The organism is Pararhizobium sp. LjRoot255 (assembly GCF_964252905.1).
Classification (GTDB): domain Bacteria; phylum Pseudomonadota; class Alphaproteobacteria; order Rhizobiales; family Rhizobiaceae; genus Pararhizobium.
Window position 1 is genome coordinate 143222 of the sequence record NZ_CAXUPQ020000001.1, and the last position, 15317, is coordinate 158538.

At 60.2% G+C, this 15317-nt stretch carries 19 protein-coding genes; 8 read left to right on the plus strand and 11 right to left on the minus strand.

The genetic code is table 11. The features are described 5' to 3' along the window. Positions 1-166 precede the first annotated feature (166 nt). The gene (gene ldtR / locus ACSQ2W_RS00740; protein WP_436084516.1) at positions 167-679 is read right to left on the minus strand and encodes a transcriptional regulator LdtR; all 513 of its coding nucleotides are present in this window, start codon (positions 677-679) and stop codon (positions 167-169) included. Positions 680-810: 131 nt separating this feature from the next. After that, positions 811-1248, minus strand: a complete 438-nt coding sequence (locus tag ACSQ2W_RS00745) for a DUF6163 family protein (RefSeq protein WP_436084517.1) — start codon at positions 1246-1248, stop codon at positions 811-813. A 361-nt stretch (positions 1249-1609) separates the two neighbouring features. Between ACSQ2W_RS00745 and ACSQ2W_RS00750 the strand changes: the two genes are divergently transcribed. Beyond that, positions 1610-1915: a hypothetical protein gene (locus tag ACSQ2W_RS00750; RefSeq protein ID WP_436081891.1), complete on the plus strand. Its 306-nt coding sequence runs from the start codon at positions 1610-1612 to the stop codon at positions 1913-1915. A gap of 268 nt (positions 1916-2183) precedes the next feature. On the opposite strand, the gene ACSQ2W_RS00755 is transcribed toward ACSQ2W_RS00750, so the two are convergent. From ACSQ2W_RS00755 to ACSQ2W_RS00790, 8 genes are all read right to left on the minus strand, one after another. Further along, on the minus strand, positions 2184-2450 hold the full coding sequence (locus tag ACSQ2W_RS00755; protein ID WP_436081892.1) for a DUF1488 domain-containing protein: 267 nt from the start codon (positions 2448-2450) through the stop codon (positions 2184-2186). Positions 2451-2580: 130 nt separating this feature from the next. Then, positions 2581-2907, minus strand: a complete 327-nt coding sequence (locus tag ACSQ2W_RS00760) for a hypothetical protein (protein WP_436084518.1) — start codon at positions 2905-2907, stop codon at positions 2581-2583. 267 nt (positions 2908-3174) lie between these two features. Then, entirely contained in the window at positions 3175-3900 is a 726-nt protein-coding gene (locus ACSQ2W_RS00765; RefSeq protein WP_436084519.1) for an amino acid ABC transporter ATP-binding protein, read from the minus strand. After that, on the minus strand, positions 3878-4537 hold the full coding sequence (locus ACSQ2W_RS00770; protein ID WP_436084520.1) for an amino acid ABC transporter permease: 660 nt from the start codon (positions 4535-4537) through the stop codon (positions 3878-3880). Before ACSQ2W_RS00770 ends, ACSQ2W_RS00765 begins: the two co-directional genes overlap by 23 nt. Beyond that, complete coding sequence (locus tag ACSQ2W_RS00775) at positions 4534-5205, minus strand: amino acid ABC transporter permease (protein WP_436084521.1); 672 nt, start codon at positions 5203-5205, stop codon at positions 4534-4536. The genes ACSQ2W_RS00770 and ACSQ2W_RS00775 overlap by 4 nt, the downstream gene beginning before the upstream one ends. Before the next feature lie 72 nt (positions 5206-5277). After that, positions 5278-6033 (minus strand): transporter substrate-binding domain-containing protein, encoded by a 756-nt coding sequence (locus tag ACSQ2W_RS00780; RefSeq protein ID WP_436087633.1) that lies wholly within the window; start codon positions 6031-6033, stop codon positions 5278-5280. Positions 6034-6083: 50 nt separating this feature from the next. Beyond that, a complete protein-coding gene (locus ACSQ2W_RS00785) occupies positions 6084-6818 on the minus strand; it encodes a GntR family transcriptional regulator (protein WP_436084522.1) in 735 nt (244 codons plus the stop codon). Positions 6819-7135: 317 nt separating this feature from the next. Then, positions 7136-7534 carry a RidA family protein gene (locus tag ACSQ2W_RS00790; protein WP_436084523.1) on the minus strand — a complete coding sequence of 133 codons (399 nt, stop codon included), beginning with the start codon at positions 7532-7534 and terminating at the stop codon, positions 7136-7138. Positions 7535-7688: 154 nt separating this feature from the next. Between ACSQ2W_RS00790 and ACSQ2W_RS00795 the strand changes: the two genes are divergently transcribed. The 7 genes from ACSQ2W_RS00795 (at position 7689) to ACSQ2W_RS00825 (ending at position 12914) form a co-directional block, all read left to right on the plus strand. Continuing rightward, complete coding sequence (locus ACSQ2W_RS00795; protein ID WP_436084524.1) at positions 7689-8282, plus strand: TetR/AcrR family transcriptional regulator; 594 nt, start codon at positions 7689-7691, stop codon at positions 8280-8282. Between the two features lie 375 nt (positions 8283-8657). After that, positions 8658-9674, plus strand: coding sequence for a porphobilinogen synthase (gene hemB, locus ACSQ2W_RS00800; RefSeq protein ID WP_436084525.1), 1017 nt, complete (start codon positions 8658-8660; stop codon positions 9672-9674). Positions 9675-9930: 256 nt separating this feature from the next. After that, complete coding sequence (locus ACSQ2W_RS00805) at positions 9931-10395, plus strand: RDD family protein (RefSeq protein ID WP_436081900.1); 465 nt, start codon at positions 9931-9933, stop codon at positions 10393-10395. Positions 10396-10570: 175 nt separating this feature from the next. Beyond that, positions 10571-11341, plus strand: coding sequence for an arginyltransferase (locus ACSQ2W_RS00810; protein ID WP_436084526.1), 771 nt, complete (start codon positions 10571-10573; stop codon positions 11339-11341). Positions 11342-11344: 3 nt separating this feature from the next. Then, the gene (locus tag ACSQ2W_RS00815) at positions 11345-12241 is read left to right on the plus strand and encodes a DMT family transporter (RefSeq protein ID WP_436084527.1); all 897 of its coding nucleotides are present in this window, start codon (positions 11345-11347) and stop codon (positions 12239-12241) included. A 65-nt stretch (positions 12242-12306) separates the two neighbouring features. Next, entirely contained in the window at positions 12307-12528 is a 222-nt protein-coding gene (locus tag ACSQ2W_RS00820) for an AbrB/MazE/SpoVT family DNA-binding domain-containing protein (RefSeq protein WP_436084528.1), read from the plus strand. After that, entirely contained in the window at positions 12525-12914 is a 390-nt protein-coding gene (locus tag ACSQ2W_RS00825) for a type II toxin-antitoxin system death-on-curing family toxin (protein WP_436084529.1), read from the plus strand. Before ACSQ2W_RS00820 ends, ACSQ2W_RS00825 begins: the two co-directional genes overlap by 4 nt. A 15-nt stretch (positions 12915-12929) precedes the next feature. On the opposite strand, the gene parC is transcribed toward ACSQ2W_RS00825, so the two are convergent. Beyond that, a complete protein-coding gene (gene parC, locus ACSQ2W_RS00830) occupies positions 12930-15206 on the minus strand; it encodes a DNA topoisomerase IV subunit A (protein WP_436084530.1) in 2277 nt (758 codons plus the stop codon). Positions 15207-15317: the final 111 nt, after the last annotated feature.

Genomic DNA, 15317 nt, shown 5'->3' on the forward strand with positions numbered 1-15317 from the left:
TTCTCTTGCCGTCGTCGCTGTCACAGTAATATGGCCAATTCGTGTCGCCTGCGGGTGATATCCGCTTGGATACTAACGCTCTGATTGTTGTCGGAATCCAAGATGCGCGAAAGCCGGACGCTCATCAGCGTCCGGCTTTCGCGCATCCAGATTGAACAAGATCAACTCAGAGCTTGTAGAGCATCGTGTCGTTCCAGAAGCGGTCGAGACGCTGCAAAAGCTTGTTCATCTGGCCGAATTCGTCGGTGCCGATGCCGCCGACCTTCTGGATCGAGCCGATATGGCGCTCGTAAAGCTTGGCAACCGTCTCGGCGATCTCCTGGCCATCGTCCGTCAGGCTGATGCGGACCGAGCGGCGGTCGATGCGCGAGCGCTGGTGGTTGATGAAGCCGAGGTCAACCAGCTTTTTAACATTGTAGGATACGTTGGAGCCGAGGTAATAACCGCGCGAGCGCAGTTCGCCGGCCGTCAGTTCGGAATTGCCGATGTTGAAGAGGAGAAGCGCCTGGACGGCGTTGACGTCGGAGCGGCCCGAGCGGTCGAATTCGTCCTTGATGACGTCGAGCAGACGACGGTGAAGACGCTCGACGAGGTGGAGGGATTCCATGTAGAGCGAACGGATCGCGTCTTCATGCGGATCTTTGATGGCAACGGCCTGCGGTTTCATTTTGGTGTTCATGATGGATGCCTCACTGTTTTGTTTGGCGGTGTATGTTTCTCTTCCCGCCTTGAGTGAGACATTATCGAATACGTATAAAATTCGACTTAAACTACAGCCTTAACAGCGCCTTACCATCCACAGCCCTTGTTTCAGGGTAAATCATTTCTTGCGGCCTTGGCCTGTCTGGCCCGCTGGTAGAGGATCGCAAGCCGGAAAAGGACGAAGGTGACGGCGACCGTTCCATGCATCGCCAGCAGCATCGGCTTCTTGCCGAAAATCTCCGGATAGAAGCCGAACATCGTGACTTCTGCGGCTGCCGCCACCACCCAGAGCACCGGCCCCCAGGAGACCAGAAGCCACAGGCCGAGGGCTGCCACCGGGTAGACCACCGCGAGCGCCGTGGCGGCCACACGCCAGGGCACCGGCAACAGATCGAACCGCCCGCTCCCCCCAAACGAGAAGCCGATCAGAAGCGCCCAGTAATTGAGCCCGAACCAGAAACACGCGACCGCAATCAGCCGCAGCAACAACCCGAAGATCGTTTCCGTCAGCGACAGTTTCGGCACTTTCACAGAATCAGGAGCCATGGCGCGGAGAATAGGCGGCGGGGGGGTGATTTGCCAGACGGATGTTTTCGGCAAGGAGCGGCTGCGGATTGTCAGGCTGGACCGGAGACAAATCATTGCTCCGAGGGGGCCGCCACGCCTGGCGGCCACGGGGTCGAGCACATTGGTGGTAGCAAGGATGGTCCGCAAGCGCCGCAAGCCGCCCAACAAAAGCTATGCTGATCATTGCCGACTGTAGCTGCTTGGATGTGGGCGTTCATGTTCATGGTCGACATCTCCCCTTTTCCGGATGGCGTTTACGTCTAAAAGAGGAGCGCGCTTTGGAAGATTTGCAGGTAATTATTGACGGTAAACTACGCGACAGCAACGCGATGAGACGATCATGGGGAAGGCCCTTGCCGTGAGCGAAAGCGACATGTCGAAATGGGATGTCGACCTCGAGAACAAACTGAAAGCCTACACCCTCCTCGAATGGGGCACGGCCACCGCGGACCCGTATCATGTCATCATGCGGGTCGGCTACGCTATCTCCAAGAGGGAATGGGATCAGTACCGGGACACGGAACTTTCGCCCCATCAGCTTCAGGTGGCAATGTCTCCGGCCGCGGCCAAGGAACTCGGAGCCCATCTGATCCGCTACGCCAAAAAACTGGAAAAACAGGTTCCAGCCAAACGTATGCAAAACTAGCGTCAGTCATGAATAATTCCTGATGCGCGATCGTCATACCTTCAGCCCCCGGGCAGGGTTAGAGGCCGCCGTGTGTTTTGGGTGGTAAAGGGGGCGGCGGCCTCGCTAACTTCTCCACAGAAAGTCGAAGCCATGTTGCCCGCACAACAGATCTCGAGCCTGTCGGGCTTTCACAGTATCAGAAGCCATGGTGCGGCGGGTGCGCGCGCTGCCAGACCGATGTTTTCTAGGGGATGCGCGCGGATGAGCATACGCCCGTTGCGCGAAACTATCTGAAGTTCGACAAATCCAGAAGCACCATTGCTTGCCGCTTCGCGTTGTATGCACGTTTCGCAACGTCCAGGATTTTGGGACGCATCTTGTCGAAAGCGTCGAGATAGTCCCGCTCCGCTGCGGTCCGTAAAACCAGTCCTTTGGCGAGAACGTCGGCGGTCACGAAGAATTTGACCTCGAACATGCCGTCGTAGCCGGTAAACCGGACACGCATTTTGGCTTCGTCATAACTGCGGGCACTATTGGGAAACGACAGAGTCATTACGCACTTTCGATTTGCATGAGGCACAAGCAATTACTGCATGGCGAAATAGGCGGCGAACATCAGGGACAAGACTAATGACGACTTGATCAGGAACAGCGCCACCGCAGGCGCAACCGGTAAGCCGGACTTAAACATCTTCGGGTCCCACCCCGTCCTGTTCGTTCGCCTGAAGAGGTGTGCTTCGCCCGTTCTTCCAAGTGTAGACTGCGATTCCCGCCTGGGAGACACAAGGCGCGTTCATATCCGAGAACGGCTGGTCCGAACCGCTTCCCATGCCATGCAGATTCGTGATTCTCACGGAAAGTCTGAACCGGTTGTGCAGAAAATAGATCAGTTCCGAGCGCCCGACCAACGTCGCAGCCGGCGGCTTCAAGTCGACGCCACAATGGCGGCCCCGGTCAATGGATCTCAGATCTATGGAATCGACAAAATCTTGCTGGATGGTGGAAGACACGATGTCCTCCTTTGTTGAGGCTAGGGTATGACGGCCCTCAAGCGGCAGCGCCCGCATAAAATGCTGCCGAAGCACGAAACATGCGCTAATTGCAGCTTCCATACAAGACAATTATATCGCGTACCATTTCCAGATGCACCGGATCGGTGGCGAACAGAGAGCGCAGGTTCGCGGGCATCACCCTCTCCCCGGCTGGGGAGATGGTTATCTCCCGGCCCATGCCTCGCCCCGCCTCAGGCGCCGCGAACCACCCCAGTCCCGCGCGCCTCAGTGCACCCCAAGAAACTGCTGCAGTTCCGGCGTCTTCGGACTGCTGAACACCTCTTGCGGCGGCCCGATCTCGTGCACGCGCCCCTCGTGCATGAAGACCACCCTTGAGCAGACGTCGCGGGCGAACCTCATTTCGTGCGTCACCATCAAAAGCGTCATGCCTTCCGCGGCAAGCTCGCGGACGACCGCCAGCACTTCGGCCACCAGTTCCGGGTCGAGCGCCGAGGTGATTTCGTCGCAAAGAAGCGCGATCGGCTGCATCGCGAGCGCCCGGGCGATCGCCACCCGCTGCTGCTGGCCGCCCGAAAGCTCGTCCGGATAGGCATCGAACTTGTGCCCCAGCCCGACCCGGTCGAGCATCTTGCGCGCCATAGCGTCGGCCTCCGCCTTCGCGGTCTTCCTGACGACAGTCTGGGAAAGGATGACGTTGCCGCCGACCGTCAGATGCGGAAAGAGGTTGAACTGCTGGAAGATCATCCCGACCTTCAGCCGCAGCGCCTTCAGATGCACCTCATCGTCGAGCAGCTGCGCGCCGGCGACCGAGATCGAGCCCTGCGTGATGGTTTCCAGCCCGTTGATGCAGCGAAGCAGCGTCGACTTGCCCGAGCCGCTCTTGCCGATAATGGCAATCACTTCGCCAGGCTCGACGTCGAGATTGATCCCCTTCAGAACCTCGTTGGTGCCGTAGCTTTTGCGGACCTCAGTGATTTCGATGAGCGACATTGAGCTTCCTTTCGAGAATTTGGCTGCTCCTGGAAAGGGGCCAGCAGAGCGCGAAATAGATGAGTGCGACGAGGCCGTAGACGGTGAAGGGCTGGAAGGTGGCGTTGGTGACGACGGTTCCGGCCTTCGAGAGTTCGACGAAACCGATGATCGACGTCAGCGCCGTGCCTTTGACGACCTGGACCGAAAAGCCGACGGTCGGCGGCACGGCGATCTTCAGCGCCTGCGGGAGGATGACGTAGCGCATCTGCTGCAGCCGCCCCATGCCGAGGCTGGCAGAGGCCTCCCATTGTCCCTTGGCGATCGATTCAACGCAGCCCCGCCAGATTTCGGCGAGAAACGATGCCGTCCACAGGATGAGCGCCAGACCCGCGGCAAGCCAGGCCGGAACATCGACGCCGAACAGACCGAGGCCGAAGAAGGCGATGAAAAGCTGCATCAGGAGCGGCGTGCCCTGAAACAGCTCGATGTAGTATTTCGCAAAAGCCCTCGCCATCTTGCGCTTGCTGATGCGCAGGAAGAGCAGGAGCAGTCCGACCGCCCCTCCCCCGACGAACGAGACGAGCGACAGCAGGATGGTCCAGCGCGTCGCCAGCAGGAGATTGCGCAGGATATCCCATGTGGAAAATTCGATCATCGTACCACCCTCCGGGGAAAGATGAGGCCGCCGGCCACGACGAGCAACTGGCGCAGCAGGATCGCGAGGCAGAGATAGATGAGGGTCGAGACCATATAGGCCTCGAAGGCCCGGAAGGTCCGAGACTGGATGAAATTGGCGGCAAAGGTCAGGTCCTCGGCGGCGATCTGGGAGACGACCGAGGAGCCGAGCATGACGATGACCACCTGCGACGACAAGGCCGGCCAGATGCGCTGCAGCGCGGGCACCAGCACGACATGGCGGAAAGTTTCGAAGCGCGTCATGGCGAGGCTGGCGCCCGCCTCGAACTGGCCCTTCGGCGTCGCCTGGATGCCGGCACGGATGATCTCGCAGCTATAGGCGCCGAGATTGACCACCATGGCGATGTTGGCGGCCGTCAGTTCGCCAAGTTGAAGGCCGAGCGACGGCAGGCCGAAGAAAATGAAGAAGAGCTGGATCAGGAAGGGCGTGTTGCGGATCAGCTCGACATAAGCGGCCACGACCGGCTTCAGCCATGAAGGCCCCAGCGCCCGCGCCCAGGCACAGAATGTGCCCAGCGATATTCCGAGCACCGCGCCGACGGCAATCAGCTGGAGGGTTATCAGAACGCCCTTGAGGATTTGCGGATAATATTCGGCCAGCCAGCCGAATTCAAAAACATAGTTCAAGTTGTGCCCCTCTTCGTCTTCAACGGCGGTTTCGCCATCCCGCGACGTGCGGGATGGCGACCATCAATCCGGTCAGAGGTCGGCCGGAAGATCGGCGCCGAGCCATTTCTGGGAGATGCCGTTGAGCGTGCCGTCCGTCTTGGCGGCGGCGATGACGCCGTTGATCTTTTCGAGCAGCGCCGCCTCGTTCTTGTTCATGCCGATGTAGCAGGGCGAGTTCTTGATCAGGAACTTCAGCTCAGGGCGCTTCGGCGGGTTTTTGGCGAGAATGGCGGCCGCAACGACGTTACCGGTCGCGACCACGTCCACCTGGCCGGAGAGGAAGGCGGAGATCGTGCCGTTGTTGTCCTCGTAGCGCTTGATCGTCGCGTCGGCCGGGGCGACCTTGGTCAGTTCCAGATCCTCGACGGCGCCGCGCGTGACGCCGACGGTCTTGCCGGAAAGTTCCTCAGCCTTAGCTACAGCGACATCTGCGGGGGCGAAGACGCCGTTGAAGAACGGGGCGTAAGGCGTGGAGAAGTCGATCACCGCTTCGCGTTCGGCATTCTTGCCGAGGCTCGAAATCACCAGATCGACCTTGTTGGTCTGCAGGTAGGGAATGCGGTTGGCGCTGGTGACGGGGACGAGTTCGGTTTTCACGCCGAGCTTTTCTGCGATCAGATTGGCAATGTCGATATCATAGCCCATCGGCGCCATGTCTGTGCCGACGCTGCCGAAGGGCGGGAAATCCTGCGGAACGGCGACGCGGATCGTGCCGCGGGCGGTGATGTCGGCCAGCGCGTCGGCGCGGGAGGCCGAAGCCGTGGCAAAGATGGCGGCAACGGCCATTGCCGCGGCGGCGAGATGTTTGGTGAATGTCATGCTGTTCTCCTTTGCGATTATTTCTTCTGGGATGAGACGGCCGCTTCTTTCGAGTTCGCGGCCGCGGGTGGAAGGGAAAGCGAGGTGCGCAGTTCCGACAGCGGATCGCGGCGCGACGTCAGGTCGAGACCTTCCTCGACCTCCTCGAGATGCGCGATGCTGAGCTCGGCGGCCCTCGCGAAATTGCCAGCCTCCAGCGCGTCGACGATCGCGCAGTGGCCGAGATGGGACTGCATGGCGTGGAAATCCGACTGGTAGAGCAGGGAAATCAGGATGGTCCGCGCCGTCAGGTCGCGCAGGATCTCGATAAGCACGCCATTGCCGCTGAGTTCGGCCAGCCGGATGTGGAAATCGCCCATCAGGCAGGTCAGACGCTGCTTGTCGCCGGCGGAAATCGCCTCCTTTTCCTCGGCGAGATGCGCGTGCAGTTTCTCTCGCCCGGCCTCCGTCAATTCGTTCATCGAGCGAAGCAGGCCGGATTCGATGACACGCCGGGCGGCGTATACCGTCATGGCTTCGCCAGCCGAGGGTTCGGCCACGAACCAGCCGCGGCGGGGACTGACATGGACAATGGCGCGGGTTTCAAGCCGCATCATCGCCTCCCGCACCCGCGTGCGCGAGACGCCGAAAAGCGTTGCCAGCTGGTTCTCGCTGAGGCGCGTGCCGGGTTTGATGCGGGCCGAAAGGATACCGGAGACAATGGACCGCTCGATATCGTCCTGCGCCGTCTGTGCTGTATGTAAATCTTGCATACCAGACAGGAGAGCAAGCCGCGTGCCAAGTTTCAGAAAGGTGCCGAGTCAAGAACTTAGTGTCTTACCGCGATGAACATGATGAAAAATGCGGCAGAGGACCGTTCATGTGGCGTTTTTTGCTGCAAAGCACAAAGGTGGTTTTCATGACCTTCGGCGCAGATCAACATAGGTATCGGTAGCAACCACCAGCTTCGCCTTTTTGGCCCATAGCGGTCATAGAGCTTTCGCAAACTCCATCGCACGAGCCCTCTTCTGGAGAGCGCTCGTGCGACGGAACATGGCGATTTTCACCGCACCTCGGTGGTGTGGCGATGTCAATTACTTGCCGGAATACGGGCGATGACCTTTATCTCGAAGTCGAAACCGGCGAGCCAGTTTACGCCGAGCGCAGTCCAATTCGGGTAGGGTGGCTTGCTGAAAATCTGTTGCTTGACAGCCATGATCGTTCCGAACTGGTTTTCAGGGTCAGTGTGGAAGGTGGTTACGTCCACGATATCATCCATCGTGCAGCCCGCTGCGCTCAGCGTAGCCTTAAGGTTTTCAAAGGCCAGCCGTACTTGGCGTTCGAAATCGGGTTCGGGTGTTCCATCGGAACGGCTACCAACCTGTCCGGACACAAACAGCAGATCACCGGATCGGATAGCGGCGGAATAGCCGTGCTCCTCGTAAAGTGTGTGCCTATTAGCAGGAAAGATTGCTTCGCGTTGGGTCATTCTGATCTCACTTATTGTTGGCAACAACGGATGAGCGCGAAGTAACGCTTCACAAGCTCGCGCTCTGTTTGATATACGGTTCGTATGTTGAATATCCGATATACGCACCGTATGTCAAGTTTATATACGCACCGTATGTCACTGGGAGGATCGAATGGCGAAAACACGCAGCGAAACGATGCAGGAAAACCGCGTCAAGTTGATAGCGGCTGCGAGAAAGGCTTTTGCGGAAAAGGGGTTCTCCGCCGCGTCAATGGACGAGCTGACGGCTGACGTCGGTCTGACACGGGGCGCGCTTTACCACAACTTCGGAGACAAGCGAGGGCTCCTGGCGGCGGTTGTCGATCAGATTGACACGGAAATGGCGGCGCGCGCTAAAGAGATTGGGGCTCGGGCGGGTAACGATTGGCAGGGTCTGCTCGCCGAGGGTGCGGCCTATATCGAGATGGCGCTAAATCCAGAAGTCCAACGCATCGTTCTGCTCGACGGACCCGCGGTGTTAGGTGATCCCTCGCAGTGGCCAAGCCAGAACAGTTGTCTACAGGTGACCAAGGGCACCGTGGAGCGCCTTATCGCACAAGGCATCCTCAAGCCGCTTGACGCAGAGGCGGCGGCCCGACTGCTTAGCGGTGCGGCTCTCAATGCCGCTCTCTGGATCGCCGCGAGCGAAAACCCGCAGGCCGTTCTGCCGAAGGCGGTCGAGGCTTTTCGTTCCTTGGCGGCAGGTCTGCTTTTGGAGCGTTTGTGAGCTACTAAAGGCCAAAGTCGAGCTTCCAGACTGAGACATTGGCTTCGCGGAATCCTCAGTTGAAGCTACAGCCTTCAAGACTTGGGGCTTGCGACTGGAGCACTTCTGCTGTTGGCGCGAAGCGGAAGCGGATCAGCGCCAATCATTGGCCCACAGCCTGGAACGCAAAAATAAGCCAAAGTAAATCGTAAGCTTGAATATCTCCGAGGCATAGCGAACCACGGCGGATTTTTCCGGGCGTGGCTATTGACCGTTGAAGCCTCGTCAAACTCCCCGTGAGGGGCGAGTAAACGTGCCGCACCTCAACCATTTTCCTTTGCCCGCATCGCATGATAAACCGCCACCACGCACACGAACGACCGAAAGACGACCGATATGACCGACAAGACCAACCCTGTTGACCTCGTCACCGGCCACCGGCGCATGCGCCGCAACCGCAAGGCCGACTGGACGCGCCGGATGGTGCAGGAGAACCGGTTGACAGTCGATGATCTGATCTGGCCGATCTTCGTCGTTCCCGGCTCCGGCATCGTCGAGCCGATCGAGGCGATGCCCGGCGTCAACCGCATGAGCGTCGACAAGGCCGTCGAGGCGGCAAAGGAAGCCGCCGATCTCGGCATCCCGGCCCTCGCCACCTTTCCCAACATCGAGATGCGGCTGCGCGACGAAACCGGCTCCAACAGCCTTGCCGCCAACAATCTGATCAACGAGACCACGCGGGCGATCAAAAAAGCCGTGCCGAACATCGGCGTCATCACGGACGTGGCGCTCGATCCGTTCACCAGCCACGGCCATGACGGCATCCTGCGTGACGGCGTGATCGTCAACGACGAGACGGTTGCACAGATCGCCAGGGCCGCCGTCGTGCAGGCCGAGGCCGGCGCCGACATCATCGCCCCATCCGACATGATGGACGGCCGCGTCGGCGCCATCCGCCGGGCACTCGATGCGGCAAGCCACCAGAATGTCGGCATCATGTCTTACGCCACAAAATTCGCCTCCGCCTTCTACGGCCCCTATCGCGAGGCGATCGGCACCGGCGGCCTGCTCAAGGGCGACAAGAAAACCTATTACATCGACCCCGCCAACGGCACCGAGGCGATGCGCGACGCCGCCCTCGATGTCGAGGAAGGCGCCGACATGCTGATGGTCAAGCCCGGCCTGCCCTATCTCGATATCTGCTGGCGGATGAAGGAAAGCTTTGGCCTGCCGGTCTTCGCCTACCAGGTCTCCGGAGAGTACACGATGATCAAGGCGGCTGCCGCCAATGGCTGGATCGATGGCGAACGCGTCATGCTGGAAACCCTGCTCGCCTTCAAGCGCGCCGGCTGCGACGGCATCCTGAGCTATTTTGCCATGGACGTGGCGCGAATTCTGGCGAAGCGACCTTGACGCCGTTCGAAAGCGACACAGTGCATAGCCTGGACGTCGTGACCTTGAACTTTTACGCTGCTGAAGCGGAAACCTATTCGCTGCAGGCACGCGGAGCGAAGAGCGGTGGCGGTTACGACGGCGAGATAACGGCATGGCTGCACGTAACTGCAGTCCGTTCGGCATAAGCCGGCCGCTTGCGCCCCGTTTTCCCCCGCCATTTGCATTTTTCTCCCGCCCTCCCCATATCCGTGCCTGTCGACGATGGAGAACGGCCATGACTGTGCAGGATGAAAATTTGCGAATCCCGAGCAATGACTGGCGGGCCTATCAGGGTGTTCTCAGCCGCCGCGTCATTGCCTTCGTGATCGACTATGCGATCGTCGCACTCCTGTGGATCCCGGCCGCCGTCGTCGTTTTCTTCCTCGGCATCCTGACCCTCGGCCTCGGCTTCCTGCTCTATCCGGTGCTCTTCGCCGGTCTCGCCATGCTCTATTTCGGCCTGACCGTCGGCGGCCCGAAACAGGCCTCGCCCGGAATGAACTTGATGGGCATCGCCATTGCCCGGACAGACGGCCGGCCGATGGATTTTCTGACCGCCATCGTGCATCTGGTGATCTTCTGGATCGCCAACGCGCTGCTCACCCCGCTGGTCCTGCTGATCGGCCTCTTCACCGACCGCGGCCGCCTGCTGCACGACCTTCTGATCGGCACGGTGACGGTCCGCCGCGACATTTATTGATTCGCCTTCCGGCAGGGCGGCAGGGTCTGCCCTTCCCTCGCCATAGCGAAAACAGCCCGAAAACACAGATTTAGCGCAGCGCGACACGACGTTCAAAAAGTCGCGATTGACCTTTTTCAATCTTGCGCCATGCTGATGTTTTCGAAGCGGCCCTGAAGAGCGATCTCCGCAGCATATGAACACGCAAACTGCACCGTCTCCACAGTTCTACCTGACCGCACCGGCGACCTGCCCCTATCTGCCGCACGAGATGGAGCGGAAAGTGTTTACCCACATGGTGGGCGAACGGGCGCCCGAGCTCAATGATCTCCTGACGCAAGGCGGCTTCCGCCGGTCACAGAACATCGCCTACCGGCCGGCTTGTGAAACCTGCCGGGCCTGTATCTCGGTGCGCATCATCGCCAGCGAATTTTCCCCCAGCCGCTCGATGCGGCGCATCCTTGCCCTCAACAGTGACCTGATTTCGACCGAATATCCGGCCGAGCCCTCCGGCGAGCAGTACAACCTGTTCCGCCGCTATCTCGACCACCGTCACCAGAAGGGCGGCATGTCGGACATGTCCGTCCTCGATTACGCGATGATGGTGGAGGATACGCATGTCAACACCAAGATCATCGAGTACCGCCTGAAGGTCGAGGGCGACGGCATCGGCAAGGCCAAGGGGCCGCTGATCGCAGCCGCCCTCACCGACAAGATGGCTGACGGCCTGTCGATGGTCTATTCCTATTTCGACCCGGACCTATCGCACCGCTCGCTCGGCACATACATGATCCTCGACCATATCCGAAAGGCGCAGGAGCGCGGCCTGCCGCATGTCTATCTCGGCTACTGGGTCAAGGGGTCGCGCAAGATGGACTACAAGACAAAGTTTTTGCCGCAGGAGCACCTTATGGCCCGCGGCTGGGAGCGCTATACAGCCGAGAGCGCAGCCACCGCACAGGACTGAATCGTGAGTCACACCATTGATGCCGCCCACCATCGCCGTGGCCTTCTCATCACCGGGCTGGGCGGCCTTGCCCTCTCCTTCGACATTCCGCTGATCCGTTCCTCGGACGGAGAAGTCTGGTCGCTGCTCGCCGTCCGCAGCCTCTGCACCTTTGTGGTGGCGCTCCTGGCTTGGGTCGTGCTCAACCGGTTTCTCGGGCGGAAAATCGCGCTGCTGCCGGGCAAGGCGGGACTGGCAGCCGGCCTGTTCTACGGCCTGGGCTCCTTCACCTTCCTGCTGTCCGTCTTCAACACCGCAACCGCCAACGTCGTCTTCATCGTCGCCTTCACCTCGATGTTCGCAGCCGTGCTGTCCTGGATCTTCCTGAAGGAACGCCCCTCCAATGCGACCTTGGTGACGATGGCGATCATGGTCTTCGGCGTCGGCCTGATCGTCCAGGACGGATTGAAGAGCGGCAATTTCTTCGGCGATGCCATGGCGGTCTGCTCGGCACTGCTGCTCGCCCTGGCCATCACCGTCAGCCGGGCCAGCGGCCGGGACATGGGGCTGGTGCCGCTGGCAACCGCGATCTTCCCCTGCATCCTCGGTTACATCCTGTCGCCAGCCGAAGGCCTCGCAATCGCCCATCCCGGCTGGATCATGTTCGACGGGCTGGTCATGATCCCGCTCGCCTTCTTCTGCCTCGCCACCGGCCCGCGCTACCTGTCGGCACCGGAAGTCGGCATGTTCTACCTGCTCGAAACCATCCTCGCCCCGATCTGGATCGGGATCGTCTTCAGCGAAGTCCCAACCATCCAGACGCTGGCCGGCGGTGCGATCCTGATCCTCGCGCTGGTCGGGCATTCGGTGTGGCAGATGCGGCAACGATCCGCATCGGCCGTCGCGCCGCCGTTACATTGAGACATTGCATTGTAGAACTGTCTGGCTGATGTTATAACACCTGTTATAACATCAGGAGTTCACACATGAACGTGACCATTCGAAGGATCGGCAACTCCGAAGGCGTGATTATCCCGAAAGAGGTTCTTGACCGGTTGGGCTTGAAGGCCGGGGATCAACTCAGCCTCCAGGAGGTCGACACCGGCATCCAACTGGTCGTGCAGCAAGCGGATTTGAGCGAGCAGGTAAAAGCCGCTCGCGTGGGCATGGAAAAGTACCGCGTCGCCCTTCGTGAACTCGCGAAATGACATCACCAAAATGGTTGACGCGCGAAGCCGTGGAGATCATGCACCGGGAGCAATCGGCCGAACATGGCGGCCTCCCCGGCCTGAAGGACGAAAACGCGCTTGAGGCTGCGTTCGCGCGACCGCTGAACAAGGCTGCCTATGGCGAAAATGAAGTCTTTGTTCTTGCTGCCGCTTACCTATACGGCATCGTTCGCAACCATCCGTTCTCAGATGGGAATAAACGGACGGGATTTCTTGCCGCGTTCACCTTCCTGTTGATTAACGGATACCTGATCGAAGCCCAGCAGGCGTCGATCATCGCATTTGTGCTCGTCGTTGCTGCGGGTGAAATCGATGAAGTCGGCACGGCAGAGTTTCTCCGAGATGTTTCGGTTAAACTGGCTTAGTTCTCCGCGTAAAAATCACCCCGTAAACTTGCCACTCCGCGGAAAGCCTTTCGGCACCGTTCTGCCCGCAGACGCCCGGTCGCCCAGCCATTCGAGGAGTTCGTCCCTGGTCTTGACGAAACTGCGGCCGGCGCTGTCGGCCCAGGTCAGGCCGTCGGCGATGGCGAAGCAGCGGATGTCGCAGATGCCGCCGTCCTTGTAGCGCTGCAGGCGCACGCCCTTGCCGCGGCCCATTTCCGGGATCTGCGCCAGCGGGAAGACCAGCATCTTGCGGTTTTCGCCGACGATCGCAACATGATCGCCTTTCACCGGGATGACGAGCTTGGCCTCGTCCGGCATGGTGACGTTCATGATCTGCTTGCCCTTGCGGGTATTGGCAGCCATGTCGGCCTCCGGCACGACGAAGCCGTTGCCGGCGGCCGACGAGATCAGCAGCTTGCGAGCGGGGTCATGCACGAAGGCCGTCAGAACGTCCTGGTCGTTTTCCATATCGACGATGATGCGCAGAGGCTCGCCATGGCCGCGCCCGCCCGGCAGCTTGTCGCCGCCTAGCGTGTAGGCCTTGCCGCCGGTGGTGACGACGAGGATGCGGTCGGTGGTGGAGGCCGTGAACGACAGTTTCAGGCCGTCGCCTTCCTTGAACTGCAAGGTCGAGACGTCGGCGATGTGGCCCTTCAGCGCGCGAATCCAGCCCTTCTCGGAGATGACGACGGTGATCGGTTCCTTCTCGATCATCGCCTGCTGAATCGCCTCCAGATCGGCTTCCGGTGCGTTCGAGAACAGCGTGCGGCGGCGGCCGATTTCGGTGGCCTTGGCGAATTTCTTCTTTACCTCGCCGATTTCCCAGGCGACGGTCTGCCACTGCTTGTCGTCGGAGGCGAGCAGCGTCTCGATTTCCGCCTTCTCCTTCGACAAGGCATCGAATTCGGTGCGGATCTCGAATTCCTCGAGCTTGCGCAAAGAGCGCAGCCGCATGTTGAGGATCGATTCGGCCTGCAGGTCGGTGAGCGTAAAGCGCTCGATCAGGGCGGGCTTCGGTTCATCCTCCTCGCGGATAATGCGGATGACTTCGTCGAGGTTGAGATAGGCAATGAGATAGCCGCCCAAAATTTCGAGACGGCGGTCGATGGCGGCGAGCCGGAAGCGCGAACGGCGCAGCAGAACCTCGCGGCGATGGGCCAGCCATTCGAGCAGAACCTCGTTCAGCGCCATCACCTTGGGCACGCGGCCCATCGACAGGACGTTCATGTTGAGCGGAATGCGGTTTTCGAGCTCCGACAGCTTGAACAGCGATTCCATCAGGATCGTCGGGTCGACCGAACGGCTCTTCGGCACCAGCACAAGGCGGACATCCTCGGCCGATTCGTCGCGTACGTCTTCGAGGAGCGGCAGCTTGCGGGCCAAAAGAAGCTCGGCGATCTTCTCGATCAGCCGCGACTTCTGCACCTGGAAGGGGATTTCGGTGACGATGATCTGATAGCCGCCGCGGCCGGTATCCTCGACTTCCCATTTGGCACGGACGCGGAAACCGCCGCGGCCGGTCTTGTAGGCTTCGATGATGCTGTCGCGGCTGTCGATGATGATACCGCCGGTCGGAAGGTCGGGGCCTTCGATCCCGCCCCTTTCGGGGTTGTTCGGATCGAACATCAGGTCTTCGATGGTCGCATCCGGGTTCTTGATCAGGTGCAGCGCCGCATCGCAGAGTTCATGGGCATTGTGCGGCGGAATGGATGTTGCCATGCCGACGGCGATGCCGGAGGCGCCGTTTGCCAGAAGGTTCGGGAAGGCGCCCGGCAGAACAACGGGCTCCTGGTCTTCCTCGTTGTAGGTCGGGCGGAAATCGCACGCGTCCTGGTCGATGCCTTCGAGAAGCAGGCTCGCCACGTCAGTCATGCGTGCTTCGGTGTAGCGGTATGCGGCGGCGCTGTCGCCGTCGATATTGCCGAAGTTGCCCTGCCCGTCGACGATCGGATAGCGTTGGGAGAAATCCTGCGCCAGGCGCACCAGGGCGTCATAGACCGACTGGTCGCCATGCGGGTGGAACTTACCGATGACGTCACCGACGATGCGGGCGCACTTCTTGAACGACGAGTTGGAGCGCAGCCCCATTTCGCTCATCGCATGGACGATGCGGCGATGCACCGGCTTCAGGCCGTCGCGAACATCCGGCAGCGCGCGGTGCATGATGGTCGACAGCGCATAAGCAAGGTAGCGCTCTTCCAGCGCCGCCTTGAGGTCAACAGGCAGAATGTGGTCGTCTCCGCCCGACGGCGGCAAAAGGCTTTGTCCCATGGTTTCTTGCTATCTCAAGAAACCCGCAACAGCAAGGATTGCAGGGCATTGCGCTGTGGAGAACCACTGTCGCAACGATAGCGTCAACGGCTGCCACGGAGGTCGAAAATA

Coding starts and splice junctions, on each gene's coding strand:
- ldtR (WP_436084516.1), bottom strand. CDS start 679: ATGAACACCAAAATGAAACCGCAGGCCGTTGCCATCAAAGATCCGCAT.
- ACSQ2W_RS00745 (WP_436084517.1), bottom strand. CDS start 1,248: ATGGCTCCTGATTCTGTGAAAGTGCCGAAACTGTCGCTGACGGAAACG.
- ACSQ2W_RS00750 (WP_436081891.1), top strand. CDS start 1,610: ATGGGGAAGGCCCTTGCCGTGAGCGAAAGCGACATGTCGAAATGGGAT.
- ACSQ2W_RS00755 (WP_436081892.1), bottom strand. CDS start 2,450: ATGACTCTGTCGTTTCCCAATAGTGCCCGCAGTTATGACGAAGCCAAA.
- ACSQ2W_RS00765 (WP_436084519.1), bottom strand. CDS start 3,900: ATGTCGCTCATCGAAATCACTGAGGTCCGCAAAAGCTACGGCACCAAC.
- ACSQ2W_RS00770 (WP_436084520.1), bottom strand. CDS start 4,537: ATGATCGAATTTTCCACATGGGATATCCTGCGCAATCTCCTGCTGGCG.
- ACSQ2W_RS00780 (WP_436087633.1), bottom strand. CDS start 6,033: ATGGCCGTTGCCGCCATCTTTGCCACGGCTTCGGCCTCCCGCGCCGAC.
- ACSQ2W_RS00785 (WP_436084522.1), bottom strand. CDS start 6,818: ATGCAAGATTTACATACAGCACAGACGGCGCAGGACGATATCGAGCGG.
- ACSQ2W_RS00790 (WP_436084523.1), bottom strand. CDS start 7,534: ATGACCCAACGCGAAGCAATCTTTCCTGCTAATAGGCACACACTTTAC.
- ACSQ2W_RS00795 (WP_436084524.1), top strand. CDS start 7,689: ATGGCGAAAACACGCAGCGAAACGATGCAGGAAAACCGCGTCAAGTTG.
- hemB (WP_436084525.1), top strand. CDS start 8,658: ATGACCGACAAGACCAACCCTGTTGACCTCGTCACCGGCCACCGGCGC.
- ACSQ2W_RS00805 (WP_436081900.1), top strand. CDS start 9,931: ATGACTGTGCAGGATGAAAATTTGCGAATCCCGAGCAATGACTGGCGG.
- ACSQ2W_RS00810 (WP_436084526.1), top strand. CDS start 10,571: ATGAACACGCAAACTGCACCGTCTCCACAGTTCTACCTGACCGCACCG.
- ACSQ2W_RS00820 (WP_436084528.1), top strand. CDS start 12,307: ATGAACGTGACCATTCGAAGGATCGGCAACTCCGAAGGCGTGATTATC.
- ACSQ2W_RS00825 (WP_436084529.1), top strand. CDS start 12,525: ATGACATCACCAAAATGGTTGACGCGCGAAGCCGTGGAGATCATGCAC.
- parC (WP_436084530.1), bottom strand. CDS start 15,206: ATGGGACAAAGCCTTTTGCCGCCGTCGGGCGGAGACGACCACATTCTG.